A 24,668-nucleotide genomic window follows, 5' to 3' on the forward strand; every position below is an offset into this window, starting at 1 on the left:
GGTGTCATCATAAGCACGCGCTCACCTAAGCGCTTGCTCATCACAGAAGAGACGAGGTTCAGCACATGCCAGAGGCAGTGATCGTTTCCGCCGCCCGCACGCCGATCGGTCGTGCCAACAAAGGGTCCTTGCGCGAGATGCGCCCAGATGACCTGGCCGCCTTCATCGTTCGTACCGCCGTCGAGCAGGCGCCCGGGCTGGACCCGGCCGACATCGACGACATCATCCTGGGCTGCGGTCTACCCGGCGGGGAGCAAGGCCACAACCTCGGCCGCGCGGTGGCTGTACTCAACGGTTGGGATGCGGTGCCCGGTACCACGGTGACCCGGTACTGCTCGTCGTCGGTGCAGACCACCCGGATGGCCTTCCACGCGATCAAGGCCGGAGAGGGATCAGTCTTCGTGTCCGCCGGCGTCGAGACAGTGTCAAGGGCAGTCAAGGGCACTTCCGACAACTGGCCGGACACCCTCAATCCGGCATTCGACCGTGCGGCCGCCCGTGCGGAGCAGATGATCTCGGACCACCGCTCCTGGCGTGACCCGCGCGAGGACGGTGAGGTGCCCAACCTCTACCTGGCGATGGGACACACGGCGGAGAACGTGGCCGAACTGCGCGACATCACCCGACAGGAGATGGACGAGTTCGCCGTGCGCTCGCAGAACCTGGCCGAGAAGTCGACCACAGACGGCTTCTGGGCCCGCGAGATCACCCCGGTGACGACACCCGACGGCACCGTCGTGGGCACCGATGACTCACCCCGCGCCGGCACCACCTACGAGGCGCTCGCCGCGCTCAAGCCCGTGTTCCGTCCGGACGGCCGGATCACGGCCGGCAACGCCTGCCCGTTGAACGACGGCGCGGCTGCCCTGGTGATCATGTCGGACACGAAGGCGAGAGAACTCGGACTGCGGCCGCTGGCCCGGATCGTGTCCACCGGCGTGACCGGACTGTCGCCCGAGATCATGGGTCTAGGTCCGGTCGAGGCTACCCGTCGTGCCCTTGCGCACGCCGGAATGAGGATCGACGACATCGATCTGGTGGAGATGAACGAGGCTTTCGCGGCCCAGGTCATTCCGTCCTATCGCGATCTGGGCATCGATCTTGAGAAGCTCAACGTCAACGGTGGCGCCATCGCAATGGGGCATCCGTACGGGATGACCGGTGCCCGTCTGCAGAAGACGATGCTGAACAGCCTGGAGACGCACGACAAGTCGACCGGCCTGATCACCATGTGCGTCGGGGGAGGACAGGGCATGGCCCTGATCATGGAACGGCTGTGACCGCCCCGGCGAACGAGCCCGACATCGACTATCTCCGGAGGACTTTCGGGTTGGCCGGCCAGGTGGCGGTGGTGACGGGCGCATCGAGCGGCCTGGGGGTCGCCATCGCGTTGGATCTGGCCCGCGCGGGCGCGGACGTGGTGCTCGGCGCCCGCCGGTTCGACCGGTTGACCAAGACCTGTGACGCCGTCCGGGCGGTTGGCCGACGGGCGTTGGCGGTGGCCACGGACGTCAGCGATCCGGACGCGTGCGCTCGGCTGGCCGATGCGGCCGTCGAGGAATTCGGGCGCATCGACATCCTGGTGAACAACGCGGGTGTCGCTGCGGCGGTGCCGGCCAGCCGGGAAACCCCGGCGGAGTTCCGCGGCGTCATCGACGTGAATCTGTCCGGTGCCTACTGGATGGCGCAGGCCTGCGCGCGGTTCATGGCCCCTGGGTCGAGCATCATCAACATCGCATCGGTCCTAGGGATCACCACGGCTGGGCTGCCCCAAGCTGCGTACACGGCGTCCAAGGCCGGCCTGATCGGGCTCACCCGGGATCTGGCGCAGCAGTGGACCGGCCGCAAGGGCATCCGCGTCAATGCGGTTGCTCCCGGGTTCTTCCTCTCCGAGATGACCGCCGAATATTCCGCCGCCTACCTCGATTCCCAACTGCGGCGTGTGATCTCCGGTCGTTTCGGGAGGGCCGAGGAACTGGCGGCCGCGGTCGTCTTTCTCGCCTCCGCCGGCGCCGGGTATTTGACCGGGCAGACCGTCGTCGTCGACGGCGGCGTCACCATCACCTGATGGGTTCGGTGCGGGCCCTACACGAGTTCGGCCCGCAACGGGCGCGTCAGCGGGCGGCGATCACCGCGGCGATGTCGATACTGTTCGAGATGGTGGCCAGTGCCGGCAGTATCGAGCTGAAGGTGAAATCATGGATCTCCTGGGAGGTCCCGGCGGTGCAGTCCTCCGCTATGACGACGGAGAGATCGCGGTTCACCGCTTCCACGGTGGTCCCCGGAATCGCGATGTTGGACGAGATCCCCGCCAGCACCACCGTATCGATGCCACGCTCACGGAGGGCCGCGCCTAGACCGCTGCGGTAGAACGACGTCATCCCGGTACGGCGGGGGAAGATCAGATCCTCCGGGTGGACGCCCAGCCCGGGGTGCAGCTCCGGCAGTGGGGTGCCGTCCTTGAACTGGTCGCGGCGCCTGGTGTGGGTACCCAGCGGTGAGGCGGTACCGAACCCGGCCCAGTCGGGTGCCGGCACGATCGTCGCGAAGGCAACCGGAAGCCCTGCCGCGCGGAAGGTTTCGGCCAGCGCGGCGATCTTCGGCACGATGCTCCGCTGCTCAGCGTTGACGGCCAGCGGGGCCATCGTGGTGGCGTACGTGGTGTTGATGAGGCCGTTCTGACATTCGGAGACCAGCAGGACAGGATGCCGGTCCGGGCGAAGGCGGCGGTCGATGCTCATCGGTTCGACGCCCGGGCTGCTTCGTGCCGGTCCAGCCAGCCGTCGGCGGTGCGACCCTCCAACAGCAGCTGCCGGTGGACGATCTGCCAGCCGTCCGCGGTCCTGGCCAGCCTGTCCTTGTAGCGCCCCCAGTGATCGGGGCCGATCGAGGTGATGGCCAGGAAGTACGAGGTACTGGTCGCCTCGTCCGGCGCGGGCAGTTCGATGCGGATGCTGGAGAGATGATGTCGCAACAGCGGCACGGCCATGTGCGCGCGGAAACTCTCGCCGGCCCGTTCGAAGTAGGCCCGGATCTCCTCACGTCCGTGACAGGCTGGGTCACCGGTCGGTTCCATCACGGCGTCGGGCGCGAACAGCGCGAGCATCTGGTCGGTGCGACCCGTGTCGGCGCACTGCACATACACCGTGAGTAGGGTCCGGATCTCTTCGCGGTCGATCACGTCGGTCACTTGCACCGTTCCTCCTTGAAAAAGATCTATCCTATTCATGATACTAGTTGCACGGATTCTTCGATCTACGAGGTGGACATGCACATCGCCGTGATGATGTTCTCGACGGACCAGACGGTCGCACCGGCTCCGCTCGCGCGGATGCTCGCCGATCGTGGGTTCGAGGGGATGTTCCTGCCGGACCACAGCCACATCCCGGCGTCCCGACGGACGCCCTACCCGCGCGGTGGCGACCTGCCACCGGAGTACTACCGCACCCACGACATGTTCGTCGGGTTGGCCGCCGCCACGACCGCGGCGCCGGGGCTGACCATCGGAACCGGCGTCGCCGTCGTTCCGCAGCACGACCCGTTCTATCTGGCCAAGGCCGTCGCCAGTCTCGATCAGTTGTCGGGCGGGCGGATGGTGTTCGGGATCGGCTTCGGGTGGAACTCCGACGAGATCACCGACCATGGTGTCCCCTTCACGCAGCGACGCGAGGTCACCCGGGAGAAGATGCTCGCCGTCCGTAGCCTCTGGACCGAAGAACTTGCCTCGTTCGCGGGTGAACACGTCCAGTTCGGACCGACGTACATGTGGCCGAAACCGTTGCAGCAGCCCGGGCCCCCCGTCGTCGTCGGTGGCGCGGCCGGCCCGAAGCTGTTCCGGCACATCGCCGAGTACGCCGACGGATGGGCGCCGATCGGGCCGCGCACCATCCGGGACGGGCTGCCGGATTTGCAGCGCGCCTTCGAGGCGGCCGGCCGCGACCCGAAGACGATCGTGCTGCATGCCTTCGACCCACGTACCGAGCCGAGCGTGGTCGAGTACTACGCCTCGCTGGGTGTGGAGCGGCTCGTCATCAACATCCAGCCGCTGGGCCCCGACCACCTGGAGCGTCGGCTGGACGAGATGGCCGGCCTGAACGCTCTGGTCGCCTGATCCTGCGTACAAATCAGGTGGCCGTGTGGCCGCCGTCGACCACGAATTCCGCGCCGGTGACGAAAGAAGCGTCATCGCTGGCCAGAAACGTGATCACGGCGGCTACTTCGGCCGGAGTGCCCATCCGGCCGACGGTCGGAGTGCTCGCGACCATGGCCGCGGTCCGGTCGCCGAGCAGCGGTGTGTCGATGAACCCGGGATGCACCGAGTTGACGCGCACGCCGTGCCGCCACCACGCCACCGCGGTGTTCTTCGTCAGGATCCGAACCGCGCCTTTGGCGGCGTGGTAGGCCGGGCTGTTGCCGACCCCGCCCACGATGCCGTACATCGAACTGATGTTGACTACCGCTCCGTGCCCGCTCGCTTTCAGGGCCGCTGCCGCGGCCCGCTGCCCGAGAAAGACGCTGGTCTGACTGAGTGCGATCACCCGCTCCCAGGTCTCCAGGCTGGTGTTCTCGATGGATTCGAAGTGACCGCCGCCGGCGTTGTTGACGAGGATGTCAAGGCCGCCGAAGGTCTGTACGGCCTCATCGACGGCGGCGGCCCAGGAGTTCTCGTCGACCACATCGAGATGGATGAACGCAGCCTGCTCGCCGAGGGCGTCCGCCACGGCTGCCCCGCGCTCGTCCTGGATATCGGCGATCACCACCGAGCCGCCTTCGGCAGCGATGCGCTCGGCAGTGGCGCGGCCGATCCCACCGGCGCCACCGGTGATCATTGCGACCCGACCTGAGAATCGTTCCATCTTGTTCTCTCCTGAGCGTTTCGAAGTTCCGAGGGTCCTGAAGATTCCAGGAGACTCTTGCTTTCCTGATAAGAATTGTCCTAGATTACCCGAATCCAGTCGTTTGGCTGGGGTCCGATTCGCACAGTTTGCCGGCCCGCCGGGCCGGGACCGACGGCACCAGGCCAGCTGCACCCCCGCGCCGAGTCCGGCGCGGCCTCAAATGATCATCCAGAACAGGGATCGGACAAAGGAGTCTCGATGCATGCGATGCGATTGACGCGAGCCGTCGTTCTCGGCGCCGTGGTCGCCCTAGCGGCGACTGCGTGCACCACCACGTCGTCCGGAAGCAGCAGTGGAGGTTCGTCGACGTCGGCGGCCTCCGGTAGCACTGCGGCGACCGGTGCCGCCGGCCCAGCGGTGACCGCCCCGGCCACCTACAAGATGGGGGTCGGCCTGCCGCAGACCGGCGCGGCCGCCGGCTACGGCGCCGAATACCAGGAAGCCATCAACATGGGGGTGGCCGCCGCCAACAAGCAGTACGCGGCGGACGGCATCACCATTACCTCGGTGTCGGCCGACACCCAGGCCACGGCCGAAGGCGGTGCGAACGCGGCGAACAAACTCGGTGCGATCGAGAAGACCCCGATCGTGCTGACGGCGTGGGGCGCAGTGGTCGCCGCGATGCAGCCGAAGGCCAAGGACCTCGGTTTCGCGCTGATCAACGCCGGTGCGCAGAGCCCGGCCCTGATCGGTCAGCAGAACGTCGTCAATGTGCTGCCGATGAGTGACGCCGAGGCCTCCACCTTCGCCCAGTACCTGGTGAAGCAGAAGGGCTACAAGACCTTCGCCACGATCTACGTCGACAACGAGAGTGGACAGGGCGGCTCGGCCTCCTTCGTAGCGGCCGTGAAGAAGCTCGGCGGCACCGTGGTCGACACCGAATCGATCCGACAGGATGCCACCGACGCCTCCACCCAGGTGGCCAAGGTCGAGGCCGCCAAGCCGGACTTCGTCTTCGTGTACACCCTCCTGGTCGAGGGCGCGGCCACCTTCAAGGCGTTCAAGGACACCAACATCAAGGCCGCGATCGGCACCTACAACGCCGAGGGCGAGGCGCGGCTGATCCGTGACGCCGGCGCCGAGAAATTCAACGGCGTGACGTACATGTCTCACCTGCCCAAGGATGTCGCCGGGGTCAAGGCACTGCTGACCCAGCTGAAGGCCAACCTCGGTGGCAAGACGCTGGTCAACCAGTCCTACGACGCGTATTTCTACGCGGTGCCCTTCATGTATGCCCAGGTCATCAAGAAGCTGCGGTCGGAGGGCAAGCCAGTCACCGGAGACAGTGTGATGGCCGTGCTGCAGACCGACAAGGACATCACCGTACCGATTCTCGGTGCGATGAATCTGACCGATCAGCTCACCTACCGGACCTCGCCTGGCGTCCGTCAGGTGGTCGACTACAAGGTCGATCCGCTGGACGATCAGTCCATCACGCTGGACACTCCCAGCAGCTGATCCGACGTTTCTACGGACCCGTCGGAGCACCGGCGGCGTTCAATCGAAGGGGCTTGTCTCAATGGCGAAGACACTCGATCCGGCGGTTGCCGAAGTCACCACGGGTCGGTCCGGCGGGCTCCTGGTGGAGAACGTCAGCGCCGGTTACGGACGGCACATCGTCCTGCGCGAGGTGTCGCTGACGGTCGACGGCGAGATCGTCTCGCTGCTCGGCCACAACGGGGCCGGGAAATCGACCCTGTTGCGCGCCGTTTCCGGCGCTCTGAAGATGACGGGCGGCGACGTCCGGTATCGGAGCCGGTCCGTGCGCGACCTGGACACGGCCAGGGTCGCCCAGTCGGGGGTGGCCCTGGTGCCGCAGGGACGGGGTGTGTTTCCGACGTTGAGCATCGAGGAGAACCTTCGCCTGGGTGCCGGCGTCGCCAGACACACTGGGAGTGAACGTCAGCTGGTGACGATGGACTTCGTACTGGACCTGTTCCCGGCGTTGGCCGGGCGGTTGAAGGAACGGGCCGGCACCCTGTCCGGCGGTCAGCAGCAGATGGTCGCGATCGGCACCGCGCTGATGACCAGTCCGACGCTGTTGCTGCTGGACGAACCCTCGACCGGTCTGGCACCGGTGTTGGTGCAGACGATGCTCGATCAGATCCGCACGGTGCACCGCGAACTCGGCATCGACGTGCTGATCGTGGAGCAGAACATCCATGAGGCCCTGCGAGTGTCGGACCGGGCCTACGTCTTGCGCCTCGGGGCCATCGTCCGCGAAGGTCCGGCCGCCACGCTGCTGGACGACGCGGACATCTGGGACCTCTTCTGACCCGACCGATCCCCGGCGCCCAGCGGCGCCGGGGATCGCGGCCCGAGAAAGGCTGACTTGATGACACTCTTCCTGTTGTTGGTGAAGACCGGCGTGGTGACCGGTCTGCTGTACGGACTGTTCGCCTACGGGCTCAGCCTGATCCTGGCCGTGAACAAGGTGTTCCACGTGGCCCAGGGCGCGACCTTCGTCGTCTCCGCCTACATCTTCTACGCGTTGAGCTCGACCAGCGGGATTCCTCAATGGGTTGCGGTCATCGGTGCGTTCGTCGGTGCGGGTCTGCTCGGCGCCCTGATGCAGATCCTGCTCTACCGCCCGTTGGCCCGGCGCGGCGCCGACCCGATGGTCGTGCTCGTCGCGTCACTGCTGACGGTCTCATTCGTGCAGTACTGCATCGAGCTCATCTTCGGCGCGACCGTCCTCTCGGTGCCGGTGCCGGCCTGGTTCAACACCAGCTGGACGCTCGGCGGTGTGCAGTTCAGCCCGTACGACATCGGTGTGGTCGTCGTCAGTCTCGTGCTGTTCGCCGGGATGCACTGGTTCCTGGTCAAGACCCGACCGGGTCTGGAGTTCCGCGCCGTCGGCGACAACCCCGAGCGGGCATCGGCTCTCGCGATCAACCTGAACCGGGTGTTCATGCGGTCCATCATCCTGGGATCGATGCTCGTGGTCCCGGCCGCCATCCTGTTGTCGCTGCAGGCGCCGATCCAATCCAGCATGGGGTTCGATCTGCTGCTGAAAGCCGTGATCGCGCTGACCATCGGCGGCATGGGGCGGATGAGCGGCGCGCTGATCGGTGGACTGATGGTCGGCCTCGTCGAAGCGTTGCCGCCCTTCTGGTTGCCCACCGAGTGGGGCGAGTTCACCTTGTACATTGTGGCTTTCGCCTTCGTGCTGGTTCGCCCGAACGGGCTCCTCGGCGGACGGCCCAAGAACCGGATGCCGGCGCTGTTGCGCGCGATTGGCGTGGGGTCGACCCGCCGCCAGGAGATGGAAGTTCCCAGCACATCCGCGGCCCCGGAATCGGCGCCTCAGACCACAGGGGTGCACTCATGACGTACTACCTCATCAGTTTGGCCGGCCTGCTCCCGATCTTCATCATCCTGGGGTTGTCGTTCAATCTGCTGCTGGGCTACGGCGGCCTGCTGTCCGTCTCGCACGGCGGATTCTTCGGGGTCGGCGCGTACGTGACCGCGATCCTGATCACCAACAATCACCTGGAATTCATTCCTGCCGTGCTGATCGCGGCGGCGATCACCGGTGTGGTCAGCCTGAGCGTGGGCTACGCGGCGGGTCGACTCTCCGACGAATTCCTGTTCATCGTGACCATCGCAGTGCAGGTCGCACTGGTCGAGCTGTTCAACAACCTGTCCGTCACCGGCCGCTCAGCGGGTTTCGCGGGCATCCCACGTCCGACGATCGCGGGTTTTCATCTGAACTCCAACACCGACGTCGGCGTGCTGATCTGGATCTGCTGCGCCATCGTGGCGGTGATCTGCTACCGGGTGGTGCGCTCGCCGTACGGGCTCCTGCTCAAAGCACTACGCGAAGACGTCCCGGCGGCCCGCTCGCTGGGCAAGCGAGCGTTGCGCACCAAGGTCACGGTGTTCGCGTTCAGCGCCGCGATCGCCGGCGTCGCCGGAGGGTTGTACGCCTGCAACATTCAGTTCGTCAGCCCGGCGGACTTCACCGTCGACCGTTCGGTGGAGATCCTGGCGCTCACCATCATCGGCGGGCTGGCGGCGTTCTGGGGCCCGTTCCTGGGTGCGACGGTCGTCGTCGTGCTGCCGGAGGCGCTCAGTTTCGCCAACATCCCGGACACCGTCGCCGGCCCGATCAACGGAATCATCTACACCCTGGCGGTGCTGGTTCTGCTGGTCCTGCGGCCCCAGGGAATCCTGGGCCGCAAGGACGCAGTGCGGTCCAAGGTGGTCACCGCCGGATCCGACGCGGCCGTGCCGGAGCCGGTCGACGCATCCCCGAGCCGGCCCGACCCCACCGTGCACCTCGGTATCGGCGCACCTGAACCGGGGGTGCCGCATCAGCCGCCCGTCGAGTTGCGCTCCGACGGGCTGGGTGTCGCCTTCGGCGGGTTGAAAGCCGTCGACTGCGTGAGCATGGCGGTGCGACCCGGCGAGATCACTGCTCTGGTGGGACCGAACGGCGCCGGCAAGACGACCCTGTTCAACTTGCTGACGGGCGCCGTGCGGGCCGACGAGGGCCGTTCCTTCTTCGGTGATCGCGAGATCACCCGACTCTCCATCGAGCGGCGGGCCCAGCTCGGCGTGGTGCGGTCGTTCCAGGAAATGCGTCTGTTCGCCGGGATGTCGGTGCTGGAGAACGTGCAGGTGGCCGCGTCCGACCCAGCGGGGGAGACGCTGCTGGGGCAATTCCTGCCGGTGCGCTTCCGTCGAGGGCGCGGCGGCGAGCGACAGCGTGCGGAAGAAGTGCTGCGCACCCTGGGGCTCGACGACCGGCGCGACGTGCTGGCCCGCGACCTGTCCTACGCCGAGCAGAAGATGCTGATGATGGCGCGGCTGCTGGCCACCGGTGCCCGGTGTTATCTGCTCGACGAACCGATGTCGGGCCTGGATCAGGCGGCCCGGTCGCAACTCACGGCCTTGCTGCGTCGGATGGTGCAGGACGGCACGAGCGTCTGCATCGTCGAACACAGCATGCAAGTCGTTCGGGAGGTCGCCTCCTGGGTCCTTTTCCTGGAGAGCGGGCATCTGTTGACCGAAGGAACACCCGAGGACGTCATGAGCGATCCGGAACTCAGGACCATCTATTTCGGGCAGCCGGCATGAACGCGGGACGAGTGGCCGGCAAGGTCGCGCTGATCACCGGTGCCGCTCGCGGGCAGGGCGCCGCGGAGGCGCGGCTCTTCGCCGCCGAGGGCGCCGTGGTGGTGCTTGCCGACGTGCTCGACGACGACGGAGAGACCACCGCTGCCCAGATCAGGGCGTCCGGCGGCCGGGCCGAGTATCACCACCTGGATGTCACGGACGAGAGTGCCTGGTCCGCGCTGGTGGCCGATGTGGGCGAGCGGCTGGGCCGACTGGACATGCTGGTCAACAATGCCGGCGTCGGCGACCGACGCGGAATCATCGACATGGGACTGCGGGGGTGGGACCGTGTGCTGGACATCAATGTCTGGGGACCACTTGTCGGCATGCGCGAGGTCGCACCGGTGATGGCGCGCGGCGATGGCGGTGCCATCGTGAACATTTCCTCGGTGGCCGGCCTGACCGGTTACGACGCGGCGGCCTACACCTCCAGCAAGTGGGCACTCCGCGGCATCACGAAAACGGCGGCCCTGGAATTCGCGAATGACGGGATCCGGGTCAACTCCGTGCATCCCGGCACCATCATCACGCCGATGATCAGCGACGTGCCCGACGAACTCGTACGCAGCTACGTTCGGGTCACGCCGCAGCGGCGGGCGGCCGAACCGGAGGAGATCGCCACCGCTGTGCTCTACCTCTGCTCCGACGAGGCCAGTTTCATCACCGGCACCGAACTGGTCGTGGACGGCGGCTTCGTCGCCGGCGGCGCCAATCTCAGCCTCGACCTGCGGCTGCGGGAGATCAAGGAGGTCAGCAATGCCTGACGGGTTCGCCGATCTCGCGCAGCGGCAAAGGCTCGACGAACGGGTCGCCGTGATCACCGGTGCGGCCCAGGGGATGGGGTCGGAGCATGCCTGGTGCCTGGCCGCCCGCGGTGCGGCCGTGGTGCTGGTGGACATCAACGACGCCGACGGCGAGCAGCTGGCCACGGACCTACGGGAACGGGGCGCCCAGGCGTCCTACGTCCACGGCGATGTGTCCGAGGTCGACTCCTGGCAACAGATCCGCACGGCGTCGCTCGAGGCGTTCGGGGCGGTGCACATCCTGGTGAACAACGCGGGCCTGCTCAGCCACCGACGGATTCGCAACACGAGACGAGAGGGCTGGGAGCGGCTGTTGGCGGTCAATCTCAAGGGCCCGGCGATCGGCATGCAACTGCTGGCGCCGGACATCCGGGACGCCGGCGGCGGTGCCATCATCAATGTCTCGTCGGCCGCCGGACTCGATCATCATCCCGACCCCGCGTACACGGCCAGCAAATGGGGACTGCGGGGTCTGACCAAGACGGCCGCCCAGGAACTCGGGCCATGGGGGATCCGGGTCAACAGTGTTCACCCGGGCTACATCGACACCCCGATGAACGACTTCGCCTCGGACGAGTTGCGGGCGGCGAAGACGGCGCTGCTTCCGGTCGGCCGCGCCGGTCAGGCCTGGGAGGTCGGCGAGCTGGTGGCCTTCCTGGCCTCCGATGCGGCCGCGTTCATCACGGGCGCCGAGATCGCCGTCGACGGCGGCTGGACCTCGGGGGTGCAAGCGACCGAGGCCCGCCGGGTGCCTGCGGGCTCTGTCTCCGGCGACTGAGGCAAATATTGGCGCGTTCCCGCTAATCATTACTACTATGCTCATAAATGGTCACGAGCTTCAGCTCGTCGACGTCGGGCACGTCAAGACGAGGAGTGTGCGGTGGAGCTGTTCGAGGCCATCTCTACGACCAGGGCGATGCGCCGGCTGGACCCGGAGCGCCCGGTGTCGGACGAGGACCTGCGCACCGTCATCGAGGCCGGTCTGCGTGGGCCCTCGGGTGGTAACTCGCAACCGGTGCGCTGGATCGTCATCCGGGATCCGGAGATCAAGCGGCAGCTCCAGGTGATCTACCAGCGATGCTGGGAACGCGGGCGGAAGCGCTACGTCGAGCGGCCGGGTGTGATTGCGCCGGCTGTGCTCAACTCCGCCGACCATCTGGCCGCGCACCTGCACGAGGCGCCGGCGCTGATCATGGTGTGCGCGCAGACGGGCGGCAAACGGCACGATGCCTCCGTCTATCCGGGAGTACAGAACCTGATGCTGGCGGCTCGAGCGCTCGGGCTGGGGACGACGCTGACCACCGCCCACCTCTTCGCCGAGGACGAGGTCAAGGACATCCTGAACATTCCGGCCGATGTCACCACCTACGCGCTGATCCCGATCGGCTACCCGTTGGGTCGCTGGGGCGAGGCGAAGCGGGCCCCGGTCGAGTCGGTGCTGTACGCGGACCGCTGGGAAGCAGAGGGCGCGCGCTGATGTCCGAGATTGCCGACCCGTCGCTGCATGTCGCCCCCGTTCAGGGCCCGTTCGACGAGGCGGACCTACGGGCCGGGATCGCGCTCGCCAACATCCCGACGTTGTTGATGGTGTTGTTCCAGCTAACCGGTGACCGGCGCTGGCTCAAAGAGCCGTACCGGCCCGAACGCACCCGGGGGATCGCCGACAACGACGGCGGCGGACTGCCCGATGCGGTGCAGCAGGAGATTCGCGAGCAGGCGGTGACGGCGCTGTTGGCGTGGGGGAACGGGGCCGAGGCGGCGGTGCCGAACCCGGACGCGGATACCGTGGTGGAGATGCTGACCGCCTCCATGGGTGAGCCGGTATCGCCGGAGTTCGGGCCGATGAGCGTCGAGATCCTCTCTGCCAGTGAAGCTTCCGGAACCCGGCGCCAGCCGGTCGACGGCGCCGACGAGCAGCTTGTCGTGATCATCGGCGCGGGGATCTCCGGGATCTCCGCGGCCGTCGAATTCCGTGCCGCCGGCATCGGGTACCTGCTGGTGGAGAAGAACGTCGAGGTCGGCGGAACGTGGTGGGAGAACCGATATCCCGGAGCCGGTGTCGATACCCCGAGCTACGTCTACTCGTTCTCGTCGTTCCCGCGGCGGTGGTCGACGTTCTTCGGCCGCCGCGACGAGGTGGAGGGATACATTCAGGATTTCGCGGCCGCGCACGGGATTCGCGACGAGATCCGATTCGGCACCGAGGCGGAGTCGGCGGCCTTCGACGAGGAATCCGGTCGATGGAGCGTGACCCTTCGGGGCCCGGACGGTGAACGGGAGACCGTGTCGGCCACCGCCGTGGTCACCGCCGTCGGATTGCTGAACCGGCCGAAGATCCCGGACCTCCCCGGTGCGGAGTCGTTCGCCGGCCGGCAGGTCCACTCCGCGCAGTGGCCCGAGGACCTGGACGTCACCGGTCTGCGGGTGGCGGTCGTCGGGTCCGGGGCCAGCGCGATGCAGATCGTGCCGGCCATCGCCGAGCGGGTCGCGCATCTGAGCGTGCTGCAGCGTTCCCCCCAGTGGATCGCGCCCAGCGCCGTTTATTTCGCGCCGGTTCCGGCCTCGGTGCACTGGTTGATGGACCGGCTGCCCTACTACTACGGCTGGTACCGACTCCGGTTGTCCTGGATGACCAACGACAGGCTGTACCCCGCCCTGCTCGTGGACGCCGACTGGGACCGGCCGGATCTGTCCATCAACGCGTTGAACGATGCGCACCGCCGTTTCTTCACCCGCTACATCAGAGAACAACTGGCCGGGCGGGACGATCTCCTGGCCAAGTCACTCCCCAGCTACCCGCCGTATGGCAAGCGCATGCTGATCGACAACGGTTGGTACGCGGCGCTGCGCCACCCGAACGTCGACCTGGTGACCGACGGTGTGGCGGCGATCGACGAGAGCGGCCTTCTCACCAGCACCGGGGAGCGCATCGATGTCGACGTGATCGTCTACGCCACGGGTTTCGAGGCCCAGAAGATGATCCACCCGTTGCGGATCACCGGGCGGGACGGCGTCACGCTGCGCGAGGTCTGGGGCGATGACGATGCCAAGGCCTACCTCGGGATGACCGTGCCCGCCTTCCCGAACCTGTTCGTCATGTACGGACCGAACGTGAACCTCGGGCACGGCGGCAGCTACATGTACTTCGGCGAACTGCAGGCCCGGTACATCACCGACCTGCTGGCCACGACCGCGTCCCGCGGAGCGCACACCGTCGAGGTGCGTCCGGAGGTGCATGACGCCTACAACCAGAAGGTCGATGACGCGCACGCCCGGATGATCTGGAGCCACCGCGGAATGGACACCTGGTACCGCAACGCCCGTGGCCGGGTGGTCACGAACTCGCCGTGGCGGGTCGTCGACTTCTGGTGGATGATCCGCGAGATCAACCCTGCCGATTACGTCTTCGACGGCGAGACCGGCGGATGAGCGGTCTGCGCGGCAGCGCCGTGATCGTCGGCGCCTTCGAGCACCCCGGCCGGAAGTTGCCCGATCACCGGCTCGCCCAGGTACACCGGGAAGTGGTGGCCGGCGCCCTCGCCGACGCCGGGCTCGGCCTGGCCGACGTCGACGGCTTCTTCTGTGACTCCTCCGCTCCCGGGTACGGCGGTCTCGATCTGGCCCAGTACCTCGGGCTGCGGACCACCTGGCAGGAGTCGGGCGAGATGGGCGGCTCGAGCTACATCGCCTACCTCGGGCACGCAGCTGCCGCCATCGCGGCCGGTAAGTGCCGTATCGCCGTCATCTCGCTGGCCGGGTTGCCAACGCATCGCAAGCCGGTGGCCGGGCCCGATGACCCAACGCCGGCCGCGGCCTTCCAGGTCAACGGCTTCGCCGGCGGGTATGCGGCGGTCTCGGACTACGCCCTGGTCGCGCGCCGCCACATGCACGACAACGGCACGACGGCCGAGCAACTCGCCGAGATCAAGGTTGCGGCCACGATGCACTCGCAGCACAACGAACATGCGCCCCTGCGCACCGTGGTGACGATCGAGGACGTGGTGACCTCGCCGTTGATCTCCGATCCCCTGCACCGCCTGGATTGTTGCCTGGTCACCGACGGCGGCGGCGCACTGGTGGTCGTCCATCCCGACGTGGCCTCCGAGCTCGGCCGCACAGGAGCGGTGTTGCGTGGGCACGGCGAGGCCCACAAGGCGTCGCTCGCCGGCGAACTGGATCTGAGCTGGTCGGCCAATCGCCTATCCGGAGAGCGTGCTTTCGCCGAGGCCGGTGTCAGTGCCTCCGACATCGGCTACGCCGGATTGTACGACTCGTTCACCATCACCGTGCTTCTCGCATTGGAGGATCTGGGCTTCTGCGCGCCCGGGCAGGGCGGGAAGTTCGTGCAGGACGGCGGTCTGGTCAGCCGGTCGGGCCGGCTGGCGGTCAACACCGACGGGGGTGGTCTGGCCAACAACCACCCTGGTAACCGCGGCGGGATGACCAAGGTCATCGAGGCCGTTCGGCAGCTCCGCGGTGAGGCGCACCCCGCCGTCCAGGTCTCCGACTGCGAGCTGGCCCTCGTGTCCGGTACCGGGTTCCGGCTCGCTACCAACCACTACAGCTCGACCGCGATCCTGGAGCGCTGGTCATGACCGAACGGTTCCCGGCCGGGCTGCCGACGCCGGCGCCGGACATCGACCCGCAGACACTCCCGTATTGGGAGGGCGCGCGCGCCGGCCGACTGGTGCTGCCCTGGTGTGGGTCGTGCGCGCAGCCGTTCTGGTATCCGCGCGGGTTCTGTCCGCGCTGCGGTTCCGAGGATCTCCACTGGCGCGAGGCGTCGGGTACCGGTCAGGTCTACAGCTACACGGTGGTCAGACGGGCCGGCGGCGTGTGGGCCGCTGTCCTGCCGTTCGTTCTCGGGTTGGTGCAGCTGAAGGAGGGTCCGATCGTGCAGGGCAACATCATCGATACCGATTCCGACGAGTTGGCGGTCGGGCAGCCGGTGCTCGCCATGTTCGAGAACGCCGCGCCGGACGAGCCTCCGGTGCTCCGGTTCGGGCCGGTGCGGCCATGAGCAGCACAGACGTCCTCGACGAGATCGAGACCTGGGAACAGCCGGCGTTGGACGCGTTCGAGTCGGAGTTGTTGGCAGCCCAGGTCAACCGGGTGCTGCAGACCTCCGAGTTCTATCGGGACAAGTTCGCCGCGGCCGGTGTCGACGCCGGGGCGGTCACCGGTGTGCACGACCTACCCGCGTTGCCGTTCACCGAGAAGCGTGATCTGCGTGAGAGTCTCGCCGAACATCCACCGCTGGGCCGGCATCTGGCGGTACCGGTATCGTCGCTGGTGCAGATCCAGGCCACGTCCGGGACCTCGGGCAGCCCTTCGTATTTCGGGCTGACCGATGACGATCTGCACGGGTGGGGGATCGTCGGTTCCCGGGCCTTCTACGCCGGTGGCTTCCGGCCCGGGGACGTGGTCCTGCACGGCTGGGGTCTGAGTCGCGGGTTCGCCGGAGGTGTCCCCGGGGTTCGTGTCCTGCAGCAACTGGGGTGCGTGGTGCTGCCCATCGGCGGCGAGGCCGGAGCCGAACGTCTGCTGCAGGTGGCCCGCGACATGCGGCCGCGCGGGTTCTGCTCGGGGCCGCAGTTCGCCATTCACACCGCGACGGTCGCCCAGGACGTTCTCGGCATCCCGGCCGACGCTCTCGGGATCAAGCACCTTGTGGTCGGCGGCGAACCGGGCGGCGGGATCGACGAGATCCGCAGCCGGATCGAGCAACTGTGGGGGGCAACGAGTTGCGAGACGCTCGGCAATTCGGATGTGACCCCGATCGTCTTCGCCGAATGCCAGGACCGCTCCGGCATGCACCTGATGGCGCAGGGCATCACCAGGGCGGAGCTGATCGATCCGGACACGGGTGACGTGCGACCCTGGGAGGCCGGGGTGGCCGGCGAACTGGTGCTCACCGCGTTGCGGCGGGAAGCATCGCCGCTGATCCGGTTCCGGACCCGGGACTACCTCGAGGTCCTGGACGAGAACTGCGCGTGCGGTCGGCGCAGCCCGAAGGTGCGGTGCACGGGTCGCACCGACGACATGCTCATCGTCCGCGGGGTGAACGTCTGGCCATCGGCAGTGCAACAGGTCGTACTGACGCTGCAACCCCGGGTCACCGGGAACCTGCGCATCGTCGCCGATTTCGCCGGGCATTCCACCGAGCAACGGCTGACGATCAGGGTGGAGTTGGCGCCCGGTCTGGACGAGCGCGCGGCCGACGAGGTCGGCACCGTGCTGGAGCGCCGCATCACCCAACGACTGGCGTTCCGGCCCCGACTTCTGCTCGAACCGCACGGCGTTCTGCCCCCGCTCGGGATCAACAAGACCGCTCTGGTGGAGCGCCCGGCAACGTCGCCGCCGCTCCCCGCCTCTTTTCGACAATCAGGAGTGATCACGTGACTCAGAACATTGGTGAAGCAAAGGCCAGGGTCGCTGTCGTCACCGGCGGCGCCGAGGGCATCGGGCGTGCGGTGGTGCGCCGGCTCGCCGCCGACGGGTGGGCCGTGTGCGTCGCGGACGTCAACGCCGAGTCCGCCGAGACGCTCGCGAAAGAGCTTCGGACCGAGGGATTCAAGGCCATGGCGTCGATGACGGACGTGTCGGAGGAGGACGACGTGATCCGGCTGGCCGAGGCGGCGGAAACTGAGCTGGGTCCGATCAGGGCCTGGGTGAACAACGCCGGCATCACTCGGCCGGCCATGATCCACAAGATGGAACTGGCCGCTTTCGACGCGGTGGTGGCGGTGCACGTCCGCGGCACGTTCCTCGGGATCCGCGAGGCATCCCGTCGGATGATCGCGTCGCAGACACCGGGGATGATCGTCAACGTGACGTCGGCGGCGGGTCTGGGCGGCACGTTGGGTCAGATCAATTACGCGGGAGCCAAGGGGGCGATCATCGCGATGACCAAGTCGGCGGCCAAAGAGCTTGGGCGGTACGGGATCCGGGTGAACACGGTGGCTCCGTCGGCCGAGACGAGCATGACGCAGAAGATCATCCACGACCCGAAGTTCTCCTCGACCTACCTGTCGCGGATTCCGCTGGGCCGATTCGCCCAGGCCGAGGAAATGGCCGGTACCTTCAGCTTCCTGCTGTCCGAAGATGCCGGTTACATGACCGGTCAGGTGCTGTCCGTGGACGGCGGAACCTACATGGTGTCCTGAGACTTCGTGGTACGGCAAAAGGTCTCCGTCGCCTCCCGGGTGTGCCCGGGTCGGTGACGGAGACCTTTCTTGTGGTGCCGCCGATGTGCACCGGCCGGCGCACGGCGATCAGGCGAAGGAGGATTCCCGGCCGGCGATCTCGCCGAGGAGCGCGAACTCCTCGGAGCCCTGCCCGAAAACATGCAGATTGCCGATGTCGCGGATCTCGTCCAGGTGCGCGAGTACCTGATCCGGATCGGCCGGACCGTCCGGGGTGTACCAGCCGTCGTTCACGGCGATCACGTAGCGGGCGAATCGACCACCGCCGGCGGAGTAGATCTCGTGGGTCTGCTCGCACTGCGGGGAGGCCAGGAACACCGTCATGGCGGCCACCTGCTCCGGGCCGAACTGGTCCTCCAGATCGCCGAGCAGGCCCTTGGTCATCCGGGTGCTGGCGCCGGGGGAGATGCAGTTGGCCAGGATGCCGTGGCGGGCGCCTTCGATGGCGGCCACATGCATCAGGCCGACCAGTCCCGTCTTGGCGGCGCCGTAGTTCGCCTGCCCGAAGTTGCCCAGCAACCCAGACGACGACGACGTGAGCACGATGCGGCCGTAGCCACGCTCTTTCATCGCCTTGAACGCCGGCACCGTGACGTGGAAGCCGCCGCGCAGATGCACATCGAGGACGGAGTCGAGCTCCTGCGCGGTCAGGTTGGCCAGGGAACGGTCCCGCAGGATGCCCGCGTTGTGGATGAGCGCGTCGATCTGACCGAAATGGTCCAGCGCCGACTGAACGACGGCGGCACCCCCCTCGGAGGTCGACACCGAGTCGTAGTTGGCCACGGCCTCGCCGCCCAGGGCCTCGATCTCGGCCACGACGGCATCGGCCATGGTGGCGCCGCCGCCGACTCCGTTCACCGTACCGCCCAAATCGTTGACCACGACCCGGGCGCCGTGCCGGGCCAGCATCAGGGCGTACTCGCGGCCGAGTCCGCCACCGGCTCCGGTGACGACGGCAACCCGTCCTTCATATTCGACAGTCGACATGATTTCTCCTTTTTAGAAATTGCTGGGGAACGAGATGGCTAGAGAATGCGGGACGCGTGCCCGGCCCAGTAGGGCTCGCGCATCTCCGTCTTGCGCAGTTTTCCGGTCGGGGTGCGCGGAAAGTCCTCCAGGTACTCGATCGAGCGCGGAATCTTGAACCGCGCCAGGTGAGTGGCACTGAAGGCCAGGATGCGTGCGGTGAGCTCCGGACCCGGCGTGCTGCTGGGATCGGGCTGCACGATCGCCTTGACCTGTTCACCCAGGTCCGGGTGGGGAACGCCGAAGACGGCGACGTCCTGCACTTCGGGGTGCTGCAGAAGCACGTCCTCGATCTCCTGCGGATAGATGTTCACGCCGCCGGCGATGATCATGAAGGCTTGCCGATCGGCGAGATACAGGAACCCGTCCTCGTCCAACCGGCCGAGATCGCCCAGCGCCGACCAGGTCGGGTGCTCCGGGTGGTGCGCACTCACCGTCTTCACCTGGTCGCCGTAGTACTGGAAGTCGGCAACCACGGCCGGACCTTCGAACCAGACCTGCCCGATCTGTCCGGGCGGCAACTCCCGCCCCGTCTCGTCGCAGACGTGGACGAGGGCGCCCGCCACACCGCGACCGACCGAACCCGGCCGCTCGAGCCATTCCGGCGAGGTAATCACGGTCGCGCCGGAATCCTCGGTGCCAGCGTAGAACTCGGCCAGGATCGGCCCGAGCCATTCGATCATCGCCCGCTTGACGTGCACCGGACACGGCGCCGCTCCGTGGATGATCAGTTCCAGACTGCCGGTGTCGTAACGGTTTCGTACCTCGTCCGGCAGCGCGAGCAGTCGGCTGAACATGGTGGGCACGAACAGCGCGCGGTTGATCCGGTATCGCTGGATCAGCGCCAACGTACCCTCGGCGGTGAATTTGTTCATCACCACGACGGTCCCGCCGAGCGACAGGACCGAGGCGCCGTAGATGAGCGGGCCGCCGTGGTAGAGCGGCGCCGGCACCAGGAAGACGGTCTGCGGCCCGAAGTTGAACATGTCCTGGTAGATCGGCACCAACGCGGCCATGCCGTCGGTGTACAGGCGGCCGGACAGCGGGCGCCAGACGCCCTTGGGTCGGCCGGTGCTTCCGGAGCTGTAGAGCATCTGTCGACCGAGCGGCTGGTGCTCCAGCGGAGCGGCCGGATACTGCGACAGGGCCGCGTCGTAGTCCTCGTAGGACGGGCTCGCACCATCGACCATCAGTCGCCGACGCACTTTCGGGGTGCCGTCCACGATCTGTTCGGCGACGTCGGCCAGGGCGGCCGAGCTGATCAACACGGCCGCGTCGCAGTCGTCGACGATGTAGCCGGCCTCGCCGGCCGTCAGGTGGCAGTTGACGGCGGTGAAGAGCAGACCGGATCGAATCGCCGCCCAGTACGTCTCGAAGAAGCGCAGCTGGTTTTCCAGCAGCACGGCCACGTGGTCGCCCGCACGTAGTCCCTCCGCCCAGAACAGGCGAGCGAGTCGGGCGGAGTTCTCATCGAGCTCGGAGTAGCTGAGAGACTCACCCGTTTCGCCCATCACTACGGCCGGCTTGTCCGGCCACTGTTGTGCGTGGCTGGTCGGATCAAACATGGGGCTCCCAAGATCGACGATGAACCGGGCTGATCTATGCGCATTATTGTAATATCAAACCGGAAGGGTTGACCAGTCCTACGCGAGGAGATCCGAGTATGCCCGAGACCGTTCTCGTTGCCGCCGCCCGCACCCCGATCGGTCGCGCGTTCAAGGGGTCGCGGGTCGATGTCCGGCCCGACGACCTCTGCGCGTCGATCATCGCCTCCGTGCTGGCCTCGCTTCCGGACCTCGATCCGGCGGACGTGGTCGATGTGTTCGTCGCCGCCGGCGTGGAAAGCGTCCCCCGCGCACCGGGTTTCTACGACGACGGCGCGATGAATCCGCGCTTCACGGGCCCGGCACGGCCGGACGACCGACTCGACATGTTCTTGGCCACGGGCCGGACCGCGGAATACGTCGCACGACGGCACGGGTTGTCGCGGGCGGCGCTGGACGACTATGCCCTGCTGTCGCAACGGCGCACGGCGGCCGCCACGGCCGCCGGATTCTTCGCGCGCGAGATCACCCCGTGGATCCGCCCGGACGGCGCGGCGGTGCTGGCCGACGATTCGCCGCGCCCCGGCACAACGGCCGAAGGCCTGGCCGCGCTGCCACCCGCGTTCGCGGTCGTCGGGGTTGTCACCGCCGGCAACTCCTGCCCCCTCAACGACGGTGCCGCGGCCGTCGTGGTCACCGGGCTCGACCCCGACATCATGGGACTGGGACCGGTCGCCGCGGTGCGATCGGTGTTGAACCGGACCGGGATGTGATCAGCGACATGGACATCGTCGAACTCAACGAAGCGTTTGCCGCTCAGGTGCTGGCGTGCGCGCAGGAGTTGGGTATCTCGGTGGAGGATCAACTCAATCCGCACGGCGGCGCGATCGCCATCGGTCATCCGTTCGGGATGACCGGCGAGCGCATCATGGGGACGCTGTTGAACGACCTGCGCACCCTCGACGGAAGCTTCGGCCTCGAAACGCTCTGCATCGGCGGCGGTATGGGCATGGCCGTGCTCATCGAGCGGCTGTCGTGAGCGTCCCGTCGTTTCACGCGATCGAGGTGTCGGTGACCGGTGCAGTCGCGCGGCTGACCCTGAGTCGGCCGGACCGCCTCAACGCGATCAGCGACGCGATGGTGGACGAGATCACCGTGGCCGCCGCGTGGTTCGACTCACGCCCGGACGTGCGCGTGGTGGTGCTCAGCGGGGCCGGGCGGATGTTCTCGGCCGGGGCCGACATCGAAGAATTCCGCGAGCGCTACGCCGGCACCGACCGCGACCTGTGGGCTGAATCAGTGGACGGCGCGCGGCGCGGTGAAGCAATGACCGATGCCGTTGCCGGCCTGGCGGCGGTCACGGTCGCCGCCGTCCACGGGTCGGCGGTCGGGGGCGCAGTGGCCCTGCTGGCCGCGTGCGACCTACGGGTGGTTTCCGACGACGTGCAGGTGCGGATACCCGAGCTCGCGATGGGGATCCCCTTGGCCTGGGGTGGGATTCCCCGGCTGGTCCGCGAACTCGGACCCGCAGTGACCCGCGACCTGCTGGTCACCGGGCGAGCGCTGGGGGCGACCGAGGCGGTGCAGCGCGGCTGGGCCAGCTCGGCCCATCCCGCCGGTGAACTCCCCGCGGCCGTTGCCGATCTCGCTGCGCGGATCGCCGGTCTGCCGGCACGGGGGCTGCGGACGGCGCTGACCCGCATCACCGCGGTGGCGACCGGACTGCCCTCCGACGACAACGCGCTGGCCCTGGCGGATGCGCTGGCCGACCCGGACGCGATGGCCGCCGGACGGGCCTACCTGGCTGCTCTCGACACCCGCCGATCGAATCTCGGGACCATCCGTTGACCGCCCTCACCACCACGAAGGACACTCTCGGCGGTTTGCTCCGGCAGGTCGCCCTGAGCCGGCCGGACGCCACGGCCATCGGGGACGGCCGGCGTCGGTTGACCTTCGTCGAGTTGGACGCCGAGGTCGACAATGCCGCCAAAGCCCTGTTGGCCCAGCAGGTTCGGCCCGGCGACCGGGTGGGGCTGTGGCTGCCCAACTGCACGGAGTGGGTGACCGTGTTCCTGGCGGTCGCACGGCTGGGTGCCACGCTGGTTCCGGTCAGCACGGCGTTCACCGCCGACGAGGCCGCCGATGTGCTGACCCGGTCCAAGGCAGTGTTGCTGATCGCCGGCGGCGAACTCCGCGGTCGCCGGCCGGCGCACACGGCCGCCGCGCTGTCCGTCGCCGGACGGATCGAGGGGATCCGCGTACTGATCGCCGTGCACGACGACGTCCCCGGCGCGCTGACGTGGCCCGAGTTCACGGCCGGAGGGACCGCTCGCGATCTGGCGGAGATCTCGGCCGCCGTCAGCCCGGACGACCCGGTCGTCATCCTCTACACCTCGGGCACGACGGGTGCACCCAAAGGGGTGCTGTTGCCACAGCGCATGATCCGCAACATGCGCGACGTGGCCGGGCGTCTGCAGCTGACCACCGACGACGTCACGGTGCTCTACCTGCCGCTGTTCCACGTGTTCGCATTGGCGGCGGTCGTCACGTTTCTCACGGCCGGGGCCCGGGTGCACCTGCTGGCCGCGTTCTCGGCCTCGGGGTCGCTGGAGCTGATCGAGGCCGAACGGGCCACCCTCCTGTATGGCGTTCCGGCCCACTACTACGACCAGTTACGAGATCCGGACTTCGACCAGCGCGATCTTTCCGGCGTGCGGCTGTGCATCTCGCCGGGGCCGGCCGAGCTCATTCGCGAGGTCGATCGGCGCATCGCCACGGCGATCAATTGTTTCGGCAGTACCGAGACCACATCGATGATCACGCTCGGCGACCCCGCCGCTCCCCTGGACGAGCGGGCCGGCAGTATCGGTGCGCCCCTGCCGCTCTCGCAGGTACGGGTGGTCGGCCCGGACGGCGTCGACGTCCCGGGCGGAACACCCGGAGAGTTGTTGGTGCGGGGGCCGGCGGTGATGGTCGGCTACGACCAGGATCCGGCCGCCACCGCGCGGGCCGTTCGGGACGGCTGGTTCCACACTGGAGACGGAGTGCAGGCCACGCCGTCGGGCAGCAGTCTCCGCTTCCTCGGTCGGTTGGACGAGATGTTCAAGGTCGGCGGCGAGAACGTGGATCCGATGGAGGTCGAGGCGGTGTTGATGGTGCACCCCGCAGTGGGCACCGCAGCGGTTTTCGGCATCGACGATCTGCGACTCGGTCAGGTGGGCGTCGCGTTTCTGACGCCGAGGGAGCCGGGCGTCCCGGTGGACACCGACGCGCTCCGGGCGTTCGCGCGGGAACGGTTGGCCGGCTTCAAGGTGCCGCGACGCTTCGTCGTGGTCACCGAGCTCCCGACGACCGCCAGTGGGAAGGTCCAGAAGGTCAAGCTGCGTCAGGCGATCCCGCCAGCCTGAGCCGAGGGCCCCCTGGCCCCCAGCACCCTGGACAAGGATCGTTCGGTGGTGTCCCGGTGTCGATCGCTGACGGCGACCAGGGTATCGAGGTCGTCGGCCCGGATGGCGGCGATCATCTCGGCGTGGTCGTGCAGGACCTGGCGATCCGCACCGGGTTCATGAATATACAGCGAGCGGTAGAACTCGGACAACGTCCACACCCGAGCGACCTCCCTGCGCACCAGTCGCAGCGGGGACGCGTCGAACAGCGTGTCGTGGAAGTCGCGGTTCAGTGCTCGGTAGTCATCGAACGAGGCACCCGGATCGAGGTCGGCCAGTCGCGCGTTGCAGGCCTGCATGCGATCGGCGTCCACCTCGGTCAGCGGCACCGATCGCAGCAGCGCCGTCTCCAGCAGCCGACGCATCAGGTACACCTCGGACAGGGCCTCGGCGGTGGGGATCACCACGGTGTAGCCGGAGTTCGGCAGGTGCTCGACCAACCCTTCCGCTTCCAGGCTGACCAGTGCTTCCCGGATCGGAATGCGGCTCAACCCCAGCCGCTGCGCCAGGTCGGCCTGCCGCACCTTCTGGCCGGGCAGCAGGCGCCCCTGGAGAATCAGTCGGCGGATCTCGTCCTCGGCGGCCATCGTCCTCCTTGCTGTGCTGCGCCGGGGTCGGGCAGCGT

At 67.7% G+C, this 24,668-nt stretch carries 23 protein-coding genes and 1 pseudogene; 18 read left to right on the plus strand and 6 right to left on the minus strand.

Annotated elements, in window-relative coordinates:
- Window positions 1–65 precede the first annotated feature (65 nt).
- Window positions 66–1,280 carry an acetyl-CoA C-acetyltransferase gene (locus BLS97_RS07770; protein WP_090475475.1) on the plus strand — a complete coding sequence of 405 codons (1,215 nt, stop codon included), beginning with the start codon at window positions 66–68 and terminating at the stop codon, window positions 1,278–1,280.
- On the plus strand, window positions 1,277–2,068 hold the full coding sequence (locus BLS97_RS07775) for an SDR family NAD(P)-dependent oxidoreductase (RefSeq protein WP_197676463.1): 792 nt from the start codon (window positions 1,277–1,279) through the stop codon (window positions 2,066–2,068). The genes BLS97_RS07770 and BLS97_RS07775 overlap by 4 nt, the downstream gene beginning before the upstream one ends.
- Window positions 2,069–2,114: 46 nt before the next feature.
- On the opposite strand, the gene BLS97_RS07780 is transcribed toward BLS97_RS07775, so the two are convergent.
- Window positions 2,115–2,741 carry a cysteine hydrolase family protein gene (locus tag BLS97_RS07780; protein ID WP_090475476.1) on the minus strand — a complete coding sequence of 209 codons (627 nt, stop codon included), beginning with the start codon at window positions 2,739–2,741 and terminating at the stop codon, window positions 2,115–2,117.
- Window positions 2,738–3,190 carry a nuclear transport factor 2 family protein gene (locus BLS97_RS07785; protein WP_157695277.1) on the minus strand — a complete coding sequence of 151 codons (453 nt, stop codon included), beginning with the start codon at window positions 3,188–3,190 and terminating at the stop codon, window positions 2,738–2,740. Before BLS97_RS07785 ends, BLS97_RS07780 begins: the two co-directional genes overlap by 4 nt.
- Before the next feature lie 15 nt (window positions 3,191–3,205).
- Between BLS97_RS07785 and BLS97_RS07790 the strand changes: the two genes are divergently transcribed.
- Window positions 3,206–4,111: an LLM class F420-dependent oxidoreductase gene (locus BLS97_RS07790; RefSeq protein ID WP_157695278.1), complete on the plus strand. Its 906-nt coding sequence runs from the start codon at window positions 3,206–3,208 to the stop codon at window positions 4,109–4,111.
- 13 nt (window positions 4,112–4,124) lie between these two features.
- Here BLS97_RS07790 and BLS97_RS07795 read toward each other — a convergent pair whose 3' ends face one another.
- On the minus strand, window positions 4,125–4,856 hold the full coding sequence (locus BLS97_RS07795; RefSeq protein WP_090475479.1) for an SDR family NAD(P)-dependent oxidoreductase: 732 nt from the start codon (window positions 4,854–4,856) through the stop codon (window positions 4,125–4,127).
- A gap of 240 nt (window positions 4,857–5,096) precedes the next feature.
- Here BLS97_RS07795 and BLS97_RS07800 point away from each other — a divergent pair, with 240 nt between their 5' ends.
- The 12 genes from BLS97_RS07800 to BLS97_RS22770 all read left to right on the plus strand — a co-directional run bounded on the left by BLS97_RS07800 (window position 5,097) and on the right by BLS97_RS22770 (window position 17,988).
- On the plus strand, window positions 5,097–6,356 hold the full coding sequence (locus BLS97_RS07800; protein WP_090475480.1) for an ABC transporter substrate-binding protein: 1,260 nt from the start codon (window positions 5,097–5,099) through the stop codon (window positions 6,354–6,356).
- A 61-nt stretch (window positions 6,357–6,417) separates the two neighbouring features.
- On the plus strand, window positions 6,418–7,173 hold the full coding sequence (locus BLS97_RS07805; RefSeq protein WP_090475481.1) for an ABC transporter ATP-binding protein: 756 nt from the start codon (window positions 6,418–6,420) through the stop codon (window positions 7,171–7,173).
- A 60-nt stretch (window positions 7,174–7,233) separates the two neighbouring features.
- Entirely contained in the window at window positions 7,234–8,229 is a 996-nt protein-coding gene (locus tag BLS97_RS07810) for a branched-chain amino acid ABC transporter permease (RefSeq protein ID WP_090475482.1), read from the plus strand.
- On the plus strand, window positions 8,226–9,980 hold the full coding sequence (locus BLS97_RS07815) for a branched-chain amino acid ABC transporter ATP-binding protein/permease (protein ID WP_090475483.1): 1,755 nt from the start codon (window positions 8,226–8,228) through the stop codon (window positions 9,978–9,980). The genes BLS97_RS07810 and BLS97_RS07815 overlap by 4 nt, the downstream gene beginning before the upstream one ends.
- Window positions 9,977–10,783 carry an SDR family NAD(P)-dependent oxidoreductase gene (locus BLS97_RS07820; protein ID WP_090475484.1) on the plus strand — a complete coding sequence of 269 codons (807 nt, stop codon included), beginning with the start codon at window positions 9,977–9,979 and terminating at the stop codon, window positions 10,781–10,783. The genes BLS97_RS07815 and BLS97_RS07820 overlap by 4 nt, the downstream gene beginning before the upstream one ends.
- A complete protein-coding gene (locus BLS97_RS07825; protein ID WP_090475485.1) occupies window positions 10,776–11,600 on the plus strand; it encodes an SDR family NAD(P)-dependent oxidoreductase in 825 nt (274 codons plus the stop codon). The genes BLS97_RS07820 and BLS97_RS07825 overlap by 8 nt, the downstream gene beginning before the upstream one ends.
- A gap of 102 nt (window positions 11,601–11,702) precedes the next feature.
- Window positions 11,703–12,299 carry a nitroreductase family protein gene (locus tag BLS97_RS07830; protein WP_090475486.1) on the plus strand — a complete coding sequence of 199 codons (597 nt, stop codon included), beginning with the start codon at window positions 11,703–11,705 and terminating at the stop codon, window positions 12,297–12,299.
- Window positions 12,299–14,251, plus strand: a complete 1,953-nt coding sequence (locus BLS97_RS07835) for a flavin-containing monooxygenase (RefSeq protein WP_090475487.1) — start codon at window positions 12,299–12,301, stop codon at window positions 14,249–14,251. Before BLS97_RS07830 ends, BLS97_RS07835 begins: the two co-directional genes overlap by 1 nt.
- The gene (locus tag BLS97_RS07840) at window positions 14,248–15,417 is read left to right on the plus strand and encodes a thiolase domain-containing protein (protein ID WP_090475488.1); all 1,170 of its coding nucleotides are present in this window, start codon (window positions 14,248–14,250) and stop codon (window positions 15,415–15,417) included. The genes BLS97_RS07835 and BLS97_RS07840 overlap by 4 nt, the downstream gene beginning before the upstream one ends.
- On the plus strand, window positions 15,414–15,842 hold the full coding sequence (locus tag BLS97_RS07845) for a Zn-ribbon domain-containing OB-fold protein (protein WP_090475489.1): 429 nt from the start codon (window positions 15,414–15,416) through the stop codon (window positions 15,840–15,842). The genes BLS97_RS07840 and BLS97_RS07845 overlap by 4 nt, the downstream gene beginning before the upstream one ends.
- Complete coding sequence (locus BLS97_RS22765) at window positions 15,839–17,224, plus strand: phenylacetate--CoA ligase family protein (RefSeq protein ID WP_157695279.1); 1,386 nt, start codon at window positions 15,839–15,841, stop codon at window positions 17,222–17,224. The genes BLS97_RS07845 and BLS97_RS22765 overlap by 4 nt, the downstream gene beginning before the upstream one ends.
- Window positions 17,221–17,988: an SDR family NAD(P)-dependent oxidoreductase gene (locus BLS97_RS22770; protein WP_157695280.1), complete on the plus strand. Its 768-nt coding sequence runs from the start codon at window positions 17,221–17,223 to the stop codon at window positions 17,986–17,988. Before BLS97_RS22765 ends, BLS97_RS22770 begins: the two co-directional genes overlap by 4 nt.
- A gap of 108 nt (window positions 17,989–18,096) precedes the next feature.
- Here the strand turns inward: BLS97_RS22770 and BLS97_RS07855 are convergent, their stop codons facing one another.
- Together BLS97_RS07855 and BLS97_RS07860 are read right to left on the minus strand one after the other, a co-directional pair.
- Window positions 18,097–19,014 (minus strand): SDR family NAD(P)-dependent oxidoreductase, encoded by a 918-nt coding sequence (locus BLS97_RS07855; protein ID WP_090475490.1) that lies wholly within the window; start codon window positions 19,012–19,014, stop codon window positions 18,097–18,099.
- 38 nt (window positions 19,015–19,052) lie between these two features.
- Window positions 19,053–20,618, minus strand: coding sequence for an acyl-CoA synthetase (locus tag BLS97_RS07860; protein WP_090475491.1), 1,566 nt, complete (start codon window positions 20,616–20,618; stop codon window positions 19,053–19,055).
- 251 nt (window positions 20,619–20,869) lie between these two features.
- Between BLS97_RS07860 and BLS97_RS07865 the strand changes: the two are divergent.
- The 3 genes and pseudogenes from BLS97_RS07865 to BLS97_RS07875 all read left to right on the plus strand — a co-directional run.
- Window positions 20,870–21,636 (plus strand): annotated as a pseudogene (locus BLS97_RS07865) (thiolase family protein); the annotation flags it as partial.
- Window positions 21,633–22,445: an enoyl-CoA hydratase/isomerase family protein gene (locus tag BLS97_RS07870; protein WP_157695281.1), complete on the plus strand. Its 813-nt coding sequence runs from the start codon at window positions 21,633–21,635 to the stop codon at window positions 22,443–22,445. The pseudogene BLS97_RS07865 and the gene BLS97_RS07870, both read left to right, overlap by 4 nt.
- On the plus strand, window positions 22,442–24,004 hold the full coding sequence (locus BLS97_RS07875; protein ID WP_090475492.1) for a class I adenylate-forming enzyme family protein: 1,563 nt from the start codon (window positions 22,442–22,444) through the stop codon (window positions 24,002–24,004). Before BLS97_RS07870 ends, BLS97_RS07875 begins: the two co-directional genes overlap by 4 nt.
- On the opposite strand, the gene BLS97_RS07880 is transcribed toward BLS97_RS07875, so the two are convergent.
- Window positions 23,983–24,630, minus strand: a complete 648-nt coding sequence (locus tag BLS97_RS07880) for a GntR family transcriptional regulator (RefSeq protein WP_090475493.1) — start codon at window positions 24,628–24,630, stop codon at window positions 23,983–23,985. The genes BLS97_RS07875 and BLS97_RS07880 overlap by 22 nt on opposite strands.
- Window positions 24,631–24,668 lie beyond the last annotated feature (38 nt).

This window comes from Nakamurella panacisegetis, assembly GCF_900104535.1.
Taxonomy (GTDB): Bacteria; Actinomycetota; Actinomycetes; order Mycobacteriales; family Nakamurellaceae; genus Nakamurella; species Nakamurella panacisegetis.